Source organism: Bifidobacterium italicum (genome assembly GCF_002286915.1).
GTDB lineage: Bacteria > Actinomycetota > Actinomycetes > Actinomycetales > Bifidobacteriaceae > Bifidobacterium > Bifidobacterium italicum.
This window is the reverse complement of sequence record NZ_MVOG01000027.1, coordinates 1-12,310: the sequence shown is the minus strand read 5'-3', so window position 1 is coordinate 12,310 and position 12,310 is coordinate 1. Positions and strand designations below refer to the sequence as shown.

Annotated in this window: 13 protein-coding genes; 2 read left to right on the top strand and 11 right to left on the bottom strand. The window is 64.9% G+C overall.

Going from position 1 to position 12,310, the window contains the following annotated elements; all coding sequences use genetic code 11:
* The first annotated feature begins 65 nt into the window (after positions 1-65).
* Positions 66-1,172, top strand: a complete 1,107-nt coding sequence (gene tal / locus B1400_RS06500) for a transaldolase (protein ID WP_095613610.1) — start codon at positions 66-68, stop codon at positions 1,170-1,172.
* Between the two features lie 115 nt (positions 1,173-1,287).
* On the opposite strand, the gene B1400_RS06495 is transcribed toward tal, so the two are convergent.
* From B1400_RS06495 to B1400_RS06480, 4 genes are all read right to left on the bottom strand, one after another.
* Positions 1,288-1,956: a pentapeptide repeat-containing protein gene (locus B1400_RS06495; RefSeq protein WP_095613609.1), complete on the bottom strand. Its 669-nt coding sequence runs from the start codon at positions 1,954-1,956 to the stop codon at positions 1,288-1,290.
* Positions 1,957-1,982: 26 nt separating this feature from the next.
* Positions 1,983-3,146 (bottom strand): pyridoxal phosphate-dependent aminotransferase, encoded by a 1,164-nt coding sequence (locus tag B1400_RS06490; RefSeq protein ID WP_095613608.1) that lies wholly within the window; start codon positions 3,144-3,146, stop codon positions 1,983-1,985.
* Positions 3,146-3,697, bottom strand: a complete 552-nt coding sequence (locus tag B1400_RS06485) for an Lrp/AsnC family transcriptional regulator (RefSeq protein WP_235607366.1) — start codon at positions 3,695-3,697, stop codon at positions 3,146-3,148. The genes B1400_RS06490 and B1400_RS06485 overlap by 1 nt, the downstream gene beginning before the upstream one ends.
* A 65-nt stretch (positions 3,698-3,762) precedes the next feature.
* Entirely contained in the window at positions 3,763-5,067 is a 1,305-nt protein-coding gene (locus B1400_RS06480) for an aminotransferase class I/II-fold pyridoxal phosphate-dependent enzyme (RefSeq protein ID WP_235607365.1), read from the bottom strand.
* A gap of 147 nt (positions 5,068-5,214) precedes the next feature.
* Here B1400_RS06480 and B1400_RS06475 point away from each other — a divergent pair, with 147 nt between their 5' ends.
* Entirely contained in the window at positions 5,215-5,616 is a 402-nt protein-coding gene (locus tag B1400_RS06475; protein ID WP_095613607.1) for a hypothetical protein, read from the top strand.
* A 176-nt stretch (positions 5,617-5,792) separates the two neighbouring features.
* On the opposite strand, the gene B1400_RS06470 is transcribed toward B1400_RS06475, so the two are convergent.
* From B1400_RS06470 to B1400_RS06440, 7 genes are all read right to left on the bottom strand, one after another.
* On the bottom strand, positions 5,793-6,620 hold the full coding sequence (locus B1400_RS06470) for an HAD hydrolase family protein (RefSeq protein WP_095613606.1): 828 nt from the start codon (positions 6,618-6,620) through the stop codon (positions 5,793-5,795).
* A 129-nt stretch (positions 6,621-6,749) separates the two neighbouring features.
* The gene (secG, locus tag B1400_RS06465; RefSeq protein WP_095613712.1) at positions 6,750-7,001 is read right to left on the bottom strand and encodes a preprotein translocase subunit SecG; all 252 of its coding nucleotides are present in this window, start codon (positions 6,999-7,001) and stop codon (positions 6,750-6,752) included.
* Positions 7,002-7,082: 81 nt separating this feature from the next.
* Entirely contained in the window at positions 7,083-7,889 is an 807-nt protein-coding gene (tpiA, locus tag B1400_RS06460; protein WP_095613605.1) for a triose-phosphate isomerase, read from the bottom strand.
* Positions 7,890-8,009: 120 nt separating this feature from the next.
* Complete coding sequence (locus B1400_RS06455; RefSeq protein ID WP_095613604.1) at positions 8,010-9,215, bottom strand: phosphoglycerate kinase; 1,206 nt, start codon at positions 9,213-9,215, stop codon at positions 8,010-8,012.
* A 162-nt stretch (positions 9,216-9,377) separates the two neighbouring features.
* Positions 9,378-10,337, bottom strand: coding sequence for a DNA-binding protein WhiA (gene whiA, locus B1400_RS06450; RefSeq protein WP_095613603.1), 960 nt, complete (start codon positions 10,335-10,337; stop codon positions 9,378-9,380).
* Positions 10,338-10,500: 163 nt separating this feature from the next.
* On the bottom strand, positions 10,501-11,433 hold the full coding sequence (gene rapZ, locus B1400_RS06445; RefSeq protein ID WP_407641077.1) for an RNase adapter RapZ: 933 nt from the start codon (positions 11,431-11,433) through the stop codon (positions 10,501-10,503).
* Positions 11,430-12,310 (bottom strand): shikimate dehydrogenase (locus B1400_RS06440; RefSeq protein ID WP_106408297.1); only part of this gene is annotated, 881 nt, incomplete at its 5' end. The genes rapZ and B1400_RS06440, both read right to left, overlap by 4 nt.

Below are 12,310 nucleotides of genomic sequence, written 5' to 3'. Positions count from 1 at the left end.
TCCCCTTGCGCCTATACTGCAATAGGCGAAAAGATTTTTCCCCAACAACAAACAGGAGAAGCAATATGACTGCATCTACTCAGGCAATTTCCGACGCCGGCGTTTCGATCTGGCTGGACGACCTGTCCCGCACCCGCATCGAATCGGGCAACCTCGAGGAGCTCATCAAGAACGACAACGTGGTCGGCGTCACGACCAACCCGTCGATCTTCCAGAAGGCCCTGAGCCAGGTCGGCCCGTACGACGCCCAGCTCAAGGAGCTCGGCAAGGTCGACGTCGAGACCGCGATCCGCGAGCTCACGACGACCGACGTGCGCAACGCCTGCGACATCTTCAAGCCGGTCGCCGAGGCCTCCGACTACGTCAACGGCCGCGTTTCGATCGAGGTCGACCCGCGTCTGGCGCATGAGACCGCCGAGACCGAGAAGCAGGCCGAGGAACTGTGGGCCAAGGTCGATCGCCCGAACGCGATGATCAAGATCCCGGCGACCCTCGAGGGCCTGCCGGCGATCACCGCGACGCTCGCCAAGGGCATCTCCGTCAACGTCACGCTGATCTTCTCGCTCGAGCGCTACGAGCAGGTCATCGACGCCTTCATCGAGGGCATGGTCCAGGCCGACGCCAACGGCAAGGATCTGTCCAAGATGGCTTCCGTCGCCTCCTTCTTCGTCTCCCGCGTGGACACCGCGGTCGACAAGCAGCTCGAGGAGATCGGCTCGCTCGAGGCCAAGGGCCTGCTGGGCAAGGCCGCCGTGGCCAACGCCCGCCTTGCCTATGAGCTCTTCGAGAAGAAGTTCGCCGAGGATTCGCGCTGGGCCGCCCTCGAAGCCAAGGGCGCCAAGAAGCAGCGTCCGCTGTGGGCCTCCACCGGCACGAAGAACGCCGCCTACTCCGACGTCAAGTACGTCGACGAGCTCGTCGCCAAGGACGTCGTCAACACGATGCCGGAGAAGACCCTGCTCGCCGTCGCCGACCACGGCCAGGCCACGCTGGGAATCATTCCGGGCAACTACGATGAAGCCCACGACATCATGAACGACCTCGCCGAAGTCGGCATCAACTTCAAGGATGTCACCGACAAGCTCGAGGCCGATGGCGTCGCCGCCTTCATCAAGTCCTGGGATTCGGTCCTCACCGACGTCCAGTCCGGCATCGACCGCGTCAATGGCTGATTCGCGACTCTTGGATCATGATCCGTCCCTGACCTGACCGGTCGGGGACGAACGCAGGGCCCCGGCATCATGCCGGGGCCCTTTCATATGCGCGCAGTCGAAGGACGCATGCAGATCAGCCGGTGCGGATGCCGATGCTGCGGGCGAACACCTCCGCGAGGTCGGCGATCTGCCCGACGGTCATCGTCGTGCCCTTGAGCGAATCGACGCCGCGGATCTCGCGCAGCCGCGCGCCGCGCAGGTCGACGTCGGAGCAGACGGCGTGCTGCAGCGAGATCGCATCCACCCGCGTGTCGACGAACATGACTCGGGACAATCTGGCGCCGTTGCCGTCGAACTCCCCTATCATGCAATCCCTGAACACGAGATCGCGGCAGATGGCGTCGCGGCAGTTGAGATAGTCGATGCGGCATCCACGGACCTCCACGCCGACGATCTTCGCCGCGTTCGCCTGCACGGCGCCGAACGCGCAGTCGTCGATGAGGCTCGCCTCCACGCCGGCAGCACGAACGTCACATGACGCGGCGCGACAGCCGTCCGCCACCGTGTGGCTGACATGCGCGCGCGCAGCGACGAGCGCGTCGACGGCCAGCCGTTCGAAGACGCAGTCGAGCACGGCGGACGCCGTCATATCGACGACGTCGGCGCGCTGCCCGACGATGCGCAGCCCGTCCAGATCCTCTTCGGGGAGCATGGCGGCGATGCCGGCTTCGACGTACGCGGCGCGCGCGGCCTCGGGAAGCCGCGGCAGCCGTGGCGGCTTGGTGCTGGGAATGTTCGACATACGACCAGCATAGACCGGACATGGATTCACATGTCGCGCAGCGATTCGAGGAACAAGCCGATCCTCGAACAGGCCTCCTTGATGTGCTCCATGCTCGTCGCGTAGGAGATGCGCACGAAGCCCTCGCCGGATTCGCCGAACGCGGTGCCGGGGACGACGGCGACCCTCTGCTCCTCGAGCAGCCGCACGCAGAACTCGTCGGAGCTCAGGCCCGACGACGTGATGTTCGCGAAGACGTAGAACGTGCCTTTCGGGACGTTCGTCGTCAGTCCCATCCGGTTGAGTCTGGCGCAGATGAGGTTGCGGCGCGCCTCGTATTCCCGGCGCATCGCCGCGATGTCCGGCATGCCGTGCTCGAGTGCCTCGATTGCCGCGTACTGCGCCGCCGTCGGCGCCGACATGATGACGAACTGGTGCACCTTCGTCAGCTGTGCGCTCAGCGCCGGGTTGCTCAGCAGGTAGCCGAGCCGCCATCCGGTCATCGCGAAGGCCTTCGAGAACCCGTTGATCACGAGCACCTGGTCGCGGATCTCCTCGAAGTTCGCCGGCGAGCAGAACTCCCCTTCGAACAGCAGTTCGGAATAGATCTCATCGGAGATGACGTAGATGCCGGATTCCCTGATGATCGGCACGATGCGCGCGTAGTCGTCGCGGTCCATCACGCCTCCGGTCGGGTTCGACGGGAAGTTGAGGATGATCGCCTTCGTCTTCTCGCAGATCGCAGCCTCGAGGTCCTCGGGCAGCAGTTTGAAGTCGTGCGCCTGCGTCAACTCGATGCGCACGGGCACACCGCCGGCCATCGTGATCGCGGGTTCGTAGGCCACGTAGTTCGGGTCGAGCACGATGACCTCGTCACCCGGCTCGATCAATGTACGGCAGCATAGATCGACGGCCTCCGAACCGCCGACCGTCACGAGGATCTGCGATTCGGGATCGTAGTCGATTCCGTAGCGGTTGCGGTAGTAGTTCGCGATCTGCCGGCGCAGCGCGATCAGGCCACGGTTCGCCGTGTAGTGGGTGCGTCCCTCCTCGAAGGATTCGACGGCGCTCGCGCTGATATGCCAGGGGGTGTCGAAGTCCGGTTCGCCGACGCCGAGCGAGATGACTCCCTCCATCGAGTTCGCCAGATCGAAGTACTTGCGGATGCCGCTGGGTTTGAGCGCCTCGATGGCGCGGTTGATCGGTTTCATCAGTAGCTCACCACCAATCGCCCCTCGCCGCCGGACGCGCGGGCGGCGCCGGTGAGCACGCCCGACTGCTTGTACTGCTTGAGCACGAACAGCGTCTTCGTGCCGCGCACGTTCTCCATGACGGCGATGCGGTCGGCGACGAACTGGCATACCTCGAACATCGTCCTGCCCTGCACGAGGCAGACGAAGTCGTTGTCGCCGGTGATCAGGTACAGCGAATCGATCTCGGGGTATTTCGCGAGCAGCGCGGCCGTATGGTCGTATCCGCGGTCCTTCATCGGCGTGACGTCCACCTCGATGAACGCCATGATGCGTTCGTCGCGCAGCACCTTGTTGTAGTTGATCACCGTGTGGTAGCCGCAGATGATCCTCTCGTCCTCCATGCGCCGCACGCTCGAGGCGACGCTCTCCTCGTCGCCGCCGAGGATGTCCGCGAGGTCGCGCGCGCCGAGCCGCGCGTCGTTCTCGAGCAGTTCGAGGATCGACAGGTCGTTCGCGTCGACGCCCGCGTCATGCATGCGCGCGTCGACGTTCCTGTTCATATCGCCCATATGGCGCCTTCCTTCTTTCCTTGGTGTTGCCGTTCGTGCCGTGTCCCGTTTCCCCGCGCCGCCGGTCACTGGCGGTAGTGGGAGAAGAACCGCGTCATCTTGTCGACGGCGCCTTTGAGCACCTCGACGCGCGGCAGGTAGACGACGCGGAAGTGGTCGGGGTCCTTCCAGTTGAAGCCGGTGCCCTGCACGATGAGCAGCTTCTCGTCGTGCAGCAGGTCGAGCGCGAACTGCTCGTCGTCGTGGATGTTGAACCTGCGCACGTCGATCCTCGGGAAGATGTAGAACGCGGCCTTCGGTTTGACGGCGGTGATGCCGTCGATCGAGTTGAGCGCGTCGTAGATGTATTCGCGCTGCTCGTAGATGCGTCCGCCGGGCACGAGGTAGTCGTTGACGCTCTGGTGGCCGCCGAGCGCGGTCTGCACGATCGACTGCGCGGGCACGTTCGAGCAGATGCGCATGTTCGTGAGCATGTCGAGACCCTCGATGTAGTCCTTCGCGATCGCCTTGTTGCCCGACAGGATCATCCAGCCGATGCGGTAGCCGGCGATCATATGCGACTTCGACAGGCCGCTGTAGGTGACGCAGAACAGGTCCGGGGCGAGCGACGCGATCGACGTGTGCTCGAGGCCGTCCATGACGAGCCGGTCGTAGATCTCGTCGGAGAAGATCATCAGCTGGTGTTCGCGCGCCAGGTCGACGATCTGCTCGAGCACCTCCCTCGGGTAGAGCGCGCCGGTCGGGTTGTTCGGGTTGATGATGACGATCGACTTCGTGCGGTCGGTGATCTTGGCGCGCATGTCGTCGATGTCCGGATACCATTCGGACTGCTCGTCGCAGATGTAGTGCACCGGCTTGCCGCCGGCCAATGTGACGCATGCCGTCCACAGCGGATAGTCCGGCGCCGGCAGCAGCACCTCGTCGCCGTTGTCGAGCAGCGCGCTCATGCTCAGGTTGATGAGCTCGCTGACGCCGTTGCCGGTGTAGATGTCCTCGACGCCGACATTCGGCAGGTTCTTGAGCTGCGCGTACTGCATGATCGCCTTGCGCGCCGAGAACAGGCCCTTGGACGCCGAGTAGCCCTCGGTGTCGGTGAGCTGCTGGGCCATGTCGTAGACGACCTCGTCCGGCGTGCGGAAGCCGAAGGGCGCCGGATTGCCGATGTTGAGCTTCATGACGTGCATGCCGGCGGCCTCCATGCGCGCGGCCTCGTTGACGACCGGGCCGCGCACGTCGTAGAGGACGTTGTCGAGCTTATGCGACTTCGCGAAGGTGCGTCTGCCGCGCACCTTGGGCTCCTCGGGCGTCACGCTCGAGGGCACGTCGATGAACGAGGGGTCCTGAACGTCGTCGTCGAATTGCGGTTCCATGATGTGCTCCTGTCCGGATCGATGCGGTGCCGATGCGTGGGTCGGTTCGCTGATGTTCAAAGATGACGGCTGGACATCGTGTGCAGCGACGTCCTTCGGTTCAATGCCATATTCATGTTCAACATCTTCATGTTCAATTGAATCCCTGTGTTCAAAATCCATAAGTTCAACGATATTGTGCTGTTCAATATCTTCTTGAACGTTACCGTCGGCATGCTGTTCAATGACATGACGATGTTCAACGTTTGTTGTTTGTTCAACATCGTTGAAGGTGGCCGGATGCTCGTCGAAGGCGACCTGCTCCCCCGCGAGCCAGCGCGCGTCGACGCCGAGCACAGCGGCGAGGAAACGCTCTATCTCCGGACGGGGCCGCGTCTTGCCGTTGACGTATTGGCTGACGTGGCTGCGGCCGAGTTTGACGCCATGCTCCTCGGCCGCCTTCACGAAGTCGCTCTGCCGTATGTTGCGCAGATCCATCGCCTGATTGAGGCGCTGCGTGAATCGATCCGTCATCAAAGCTCCCGTCGCGAGATGTGCAATGCAAACTGAACGACAGTCTAGCATACGTTGAACATGACACGCTGAACGTTGAACAACGGAATCCGGATGATGAACTTGACCGTCTGCGGTCCGTGATCATCCTCCAATGTACATGATGTTCAACATGATCTCATCATTGTTCAAACATTATGCTTTTTGTTCAATGACTATTATCAAGTGTTCAATTACAGCATGTTGTGTTCAATCCATTGGGCGACACCGTCGTCATTGTTCGATGCGCATACCTCGTCGCTGATCGCGAGGACTCGGGGATTCGCGTTCGCGACGGCAACGCCGGTGCCGGACTGCTCCATCATCGCGATGTCGACGATGTCGTCTCCGAAGGACACGGCCGATGACGGGTCGATCCCCCAGCGTTCGTACAACGTGCGCATCGCCTGCTCCTTGTTCGCCTCCGGTGCCATCAGCATCCAAAGCCTTCCCTCGGAGACGTGTACATCGAAGTCGTCGGGGATGAGCGTGGCGAGCAGTCCGGTCTGGTCGGCGCGGGGGAAGGCGATGATCTTGTCGGCGACGCCGTCGGGTACGTCGCGGAAATCGGTGTAGGTCCATGTCTGCGACGTCCAGTACTGCGTCACGTCGAAGTTCGTGTAACGCACGTCGTCCATGACGATGCCGATTTGCAGATCCGGCATGACGCTCAGGATCGCGCGACACACGTCGCAGGCACGGCTCGAGGGGAAGCCGACCTTGAGCAGGGCGCCCGTCTCGGCGGCCCGGCGCCCCGTGAGCGACGCCATGTCGGAATGTGACGGATCGAAGTCGATGAGCGCGCCGTTGAGGTAGATGCACGCGTCGGCGCGCAGCCTTCGGACGATGCCGAGCCCGGTGCTCACCGGACGCGCCGTGGCGACGGCCACCGGGATGCCGGCGTCATGCAGGCGGTCGACGGCGCGCTGCGTGCGCATGCTGAAGTCGCGTTCCTCGAAACGCGGCGCGTCGTGCAGCAATGTGCCGTCGAGATCGACGATGATGGATGACGTGGTGGGCATCTCCCCTCCCCTATCGTATTGGTCGTATCGTGTCGTCGGTCAAGGTCGGATCCCGCCGGGGCCGGCGCATACAAAGAATCCCATGGCCGTCATGGCCATGGGATCGAAGCTGATGGTCGCCACGGAGGGTCAGACCGCGGGGACGAACTTCGCGATGAGCCCGAGCGCGACGATGATCGCGGCCCAGATGAGCGCGATGATGACCGTCCAACGGTTCAGGTTCTTCTCCGCGACGCCCGAGGAACCGGCGTTCTGCGTCAGGCCGCCGCCGAACATGTCAGACAGGCCGCCGCCCTTGCCCTTGTGCATAAGGATGAGCAGGGTGAGCAGCAGGCTGAGCACGACGAGCACAATCTGCAGGATCAGCTTGACAACTGCGATACCGGACACTGGTGAACCTCCAAAACTATCAATTGCTGGTACCACCTTAGCGCAAGGCCGAGAACAAAACGACGCGCAATCTCAAAGACCTTGTGAAGATGTGGTCCTCAGCGTGAGCATGCAGATCCTCGTCAGCTCATCGACGTGCAGCGCGGCGCCGCCGATGAGGAATCCGTCGACGTCGGGTTCGCTGATGAGCTCGACGGCGTTGCGCGACGTGACCGATCCCCCGTACAGCACGCGCACCGTCTGCGCGACGTGGTCGTTGAAGGTGCGCGCCAGATGCGCGCGGAACGCCTCGGCGGCGTCCTGCGCGGACTGCGGCGTGGCGACCATGCCGGTGCCGATCGCCCACACCGGTTCGTAGGCGATGATGAGCCGCTCGGCCTCCTCGTCGGAAAGATCGCGCGTCACGTCATGCACCTGTCCGACTGCGAAGTCGAGCTCGATGCCCTTGCGGCGCTCCTCGAGGCTTTCGCCGACGCACAGGATCGGCTGCATGCCGGCGGCCAGGACGGCGCGCACCTGATCGACGATGTTCGCGTCGTCCTCGGGATGGTATTTTCGGCGTTCGGAATGGCCGACGATGACGTAGCTGCAGCCGAGGCGGGCGAGCATGTCCGCGGAGACGTCGCCGGTGAAGGCGCCCTGGGATGTGACGGAGACGGTCTGCGCCCCGTAGCGGATCCTGAGGTTGTCCGCGTCGACGAGCACCTGGACGCTGCGCAGCGCCGTGAAGGCCGGAAACAACGCCACCTCGCATTTCGAGAAGTCGAAACGGCCGGATTTGAGGTTCTTCGCGAATTGCTGGACGAAGGCGGTCGCCTCGAGATGATCGAAGTTCATCTTCCAGTTGCCGGCCACCATCGGAATGCGTGCTGATGCCATATGGATTCCCTAGGACGTGGGTCTGCGGATGGAACGCGCGGCGCGCACCGCCGTGTGCCGGACGGTGCGCGCCTTGTCGTCGCGGTACGGGCGCCGCGGCACGAACCGCGGCATGTACCGTCAATCGAGGACCGTGAGTCCCGGAAGCTCCTTGCCTTCGAGGAATTCGAGGGAGGCGCCGCCGCCGGTCGAGATGTGCGAGAAGCCGTCCTCCGGGAAACCGAGGTTGCGCACCGCTGCCGCGGAGTCGCCGCCGCCGACGATCGTGAACGCGCCGTTCGCCGTCGCGTCGACGAGCGCCTGGGCGACCGCGCGGGTGCCGTTGGCGAACTGCGGGATTTCGAACACGCCCATCGGACCGTTCCATACGACCGTCTTCGAATCGACGATCTTGTCATGGAAGAGCTTGCAGGATTCGGGGCCGATGTCGAGACCCATCATGTCGGACGGGATCTGGTCGGCCGGGACGACCTTCGGGTCGATCGGGGTGTCACCGGCCGGGAAGCCCTTGTTGACGACGATGTCGACCGGCAGGACGAGTTCGACGCCGTTCTTCTCGGCCGTCTCGATGTAGCCCTTGACCTTCTCGATCTGGTCCTCCTCGAGCAGCGACGTGCCGACCTCGTAGCCCTTGGCCTTGAGGAACGTGAACACCATGCCGCCGCCGATGACGAGGCGGTCGGCCTTGTCGAGGAGGTTCTCGATGACGCCGAGCTTGTCGGAGACCTTCGAGCCGCCGAGCACGACGGTGAACGGACGCTCCGGGTCCTCGGTCGCCTTGGACAGCGCCTTGACTTCCTTCTCGACGAGCAGGCCGGCGGCGGCCGGCAGATCGGCAGCCACGTCGTAGTTGGAGCCCTGCGCGCGGTGCACGACGCCGAAGCCGTCGGAGACGAAGACGTCGCCGAGGGCGGCGATCTTCTTCGCGTACGCGGCGCGTTCGGCCTCGTCCTTGCTCGTCTCCTCCGGGTTGAAGCGGACGTTCTCGAGCAGCACGACGTCGCCGTCCTTCATCGCGGCGACCTTCTCCTGCGCGTCCGGGCCGTAGGTGTCCTTCGCTAGGACGACCGGGACGCCGAGCAGCTCGCTGAGGCGTTCGGCGACCGGCGCCAGGGAGAGCTCCGGGACGACCTTGCCCTTCGGGCGGCCCAGATGCGCCATGAGGATGACCTTCGCGCCGTCCTTGCGCAGCTGTTCGATCGTGGGGAGGGCGGCCTTGATGCGACCGTCGTCGGTGATGGTCGTGCCATCGAGCGGCACATTGAAATCGGCGCGGACGAGGACGCGCTTGCCCTTGAGATCTCCAAGATCCTTGAGTGTCTTCATATGGATTTTCCTTTCTCGCCGCCGGTGTTGGCGGGGAACGGCTGCATGATCCGCCAGTTACGCATCATACAGCCACAAACGAACAGGCGCGTCCTTCCGCCGAGAGCGTCGGCCCCGCCTGTCCACAGATGTTTCCGGGCCGTCGTCGGCCCGGGGCGAGGCTCACGCCTCGGCGTCGGCGTCCTGGGACGCCTTGGCGACCTTGTCCGCCAGCTGCAGCAGGCGTCGGATGCGTCCGGCGACGGCGTCCTTCGTGATCGGCGGCTCTGCGAGGCGCCCGAGCTCCTCGAGGCTCGCGTCGTCGTGGTCGAGGCGCAGCTGCCCGGCGGCGCGCAGGTTCTCCGGCACGTCGTCGCCGAGGATCTCGAAGGCGCGGCGCACCTTCTCGCACGCCTCGGCCGCCGCCTTCGCGCTGCGGCGCATGTTCGCGTCGTCGAAGTTGGCCAGACGGTTCGCCTTGCCGCGCGCTTCGCCGTCGGATCGCTTGCCCGTCCACTCGCGCGCCGAGCGCGGGGCCCCCATCAGGTTGAGCATGCGTTCGATCGCGTCGGGGTCCTTGAGTGTCACGCGGCGCGAGCTGCGCAGCTGGCGGGGCTTGGCGCTGACACCGAGGCGGCGTGCGGCGCTCGTGAGCGCCAGCGCGGTCTCGTCGGTCGGGCAGATGATCTCGAGATAGCTGGCCTTGCCGGGATCGGACAGGCCGCCGTGCGCGAGGAACGCGCCCCGCCAGATCGCCTTGATCTGGGCGATGTTGCCGGCCATGAGCTCCTGGGGCAATCCGGCGACGGCCTGGTGCTTGCGCCGGTCGAGCAGGCCGGTCTGCAGCGCGAGGGCGACGCCGCCGCGCTCGACGATGACCATGTAGCGGCGCACCGGACCGGTCGGCGTCTGGCGTTCGACCGCGGTCAGCATCGCGTCGTGGCCGTACAGGTTCTTGATCGCACGCTGGAGCCACTGGGCCGCGTCGAGAGAGTCGAACTGCGCCTGGACGATGATGTTTCGATCGCTTTTGCGAAGGCCGCCTCCGAAACGGAGCATCGAGGTCACCTGCGCCTTCTGCGCCAGGACCATCTCCCCGTCGATTTCGGACAGCTCACGTTTGACTTCATCGAGAAGAGCCAAAGGATCCTCCTGTTGTGTTTATCGTGATCGATACGGCGTGTCGCAAGTGACCACCGACATTCCGTGATACCGAAGGTCTTGGACAACGACGGATGTGGACCCGCATTTGACAAACCGTTGGAATTGTGCTTGTTTCTTCGCGTGTCGCGTGGGCCGGGACGGATCAGGACTGGCGCCGGTCGAGCTCGCGCGCGGACACGCTCACGTTGAGCCCGTGGGCGCGCAGACGTTCCGCCAGGGCCTCGCTCATCGCGACGGAGCGGTGCTGGCCGCCGGTGCAGCCGATGGCGATCGTCACGTAGTGCTTGTCCTCCTGCGCGTAGCCGTTGACGGCGATCTCGATCGCCCTCTCGTAGGCGTCGAGGAACTCGGTCGCGCCGTCGCTGCGCAGCACGTAGTCGCTCACCGGCTCGTCGCGGCCGTTGAGCCCGCGCAGCTGCGGCACCCAGTACGGGTTCGGCAGGAACCGCACGTCGGCGACGAAGTCGGCGTCGATCGGGATGCCGTATTTGAAGCCGAAGCTGAAGATGTGCACCGAGACGGTCGTCGGACCCGAACCCATCAGCGCGTTGTACAGCTTCGTCGACAGCTGGTGGATGCTCAGATGCGAGGTGTCGATGACGATGTCGGCGCGCTCCTCGAGGTTCTCGAGCATCTCGCGCTCCTCGCGGATGCCGTCGATGAGCCGTCCGCTGCGTTGCAGCGGATGCGGCCGGCGCACCGCCTCGAAGCGCTTGATGAGCACCTCGTCGTCGGCGTCGAGGAACAGGATGCGCGTCTTGACGCCGAGGTCGTCGAGGTGGCTGAGCATCGCGGACAGGTCGGTGAAGTAGTCGCGGGAACGCACGTCGATGACGGCCGCGAGCTTGTGCACGCCGCTTTTGGACGCGGTCATCATGTCGACCATCGGCACCATGAGCTGCGGGGGCATGTTGTCGACGACGTACCAGCCCATGTCCTCGATGCTGTGCGCGGCATGCGACCTGCCGGCCCCGGACATGCCGGTGATGAGCATGACCTCGAATCCCTCGGCCGGCCCGCCGATGTGCCCCTTCGGTCCGTCCGCGTGCGTCGTCGTCTCGTTGCCCTGGCTCACAGCGCCTCCTCCAATGCCTCTCTCATGGCCTGCTCGAGCGGCCCGTGCATGGACCGCCCGTCGACGGCGTCGAAGTCATCGTCTGCGGCGAGTCCGGTCATGAGCAGCACCTGGGCCACCGCTTGATACAGTAGCATCTCCTCCCCGCCCAGCGCGACGCCGCCCAGACGCTCCCAGATCTCCATAAGCTCGGTCGGGCGCGGGTCGTAGACGACGTCGAGCAGCATACCGCGCACGGAGACGCCGGCCTCGTCGAGTCGGTTCGCGACGGCGTCGGCGCCGTGCGCCGGGATCGTGTTGACGACGAGGTCGGCGTCGGCGAGCAGCGCCGGGACATGCGCGTCGTCAAGCGCGGCCGTCGTCACGTCGACTCCGTGCCGGGCGCCGATCTCGGCGAGTCCGGGGGTGCGCTGCGGGTGGCGCGCGGCGACGGTCACGTGCGTCACGCCGCCCATCATGACGTATGCGGCGAGGGCGGAAGTTGCGGTGTTGCCGTTGCCGAGGATGACCGCCGACTGGTTCGCCTCCGGCTGGACGCCCTGCGCCTGCGCCGCATGCGCGAAGGCGCGGGCGATGCCGTAGACGTCGGTGTTGTACAGGCGCGTCGCGCCGTCGGCGAATACGGCCGTGTTCGCGACGCCGAGCTCGCGCGCCCACAGGTTCGACGGCGTCCCATAGGGCTGGATCGTGCGTTTGAGCGGCATCGTCAGGCTCAGCCCGGCCCAGCCGGCGTCGAGCGAGTCGAGGAAGCCGGCGAGGCCGTCCTCGTCCATCTCGATGCGCCCGTAGCTCCAGCCGTCCAGTCCGAGCGCGCGGTAGGCCGCCTCGTGGAGCACCGGCGAGAGCGAATGGGCGATGGGCTTGCCGAGGACGGCGC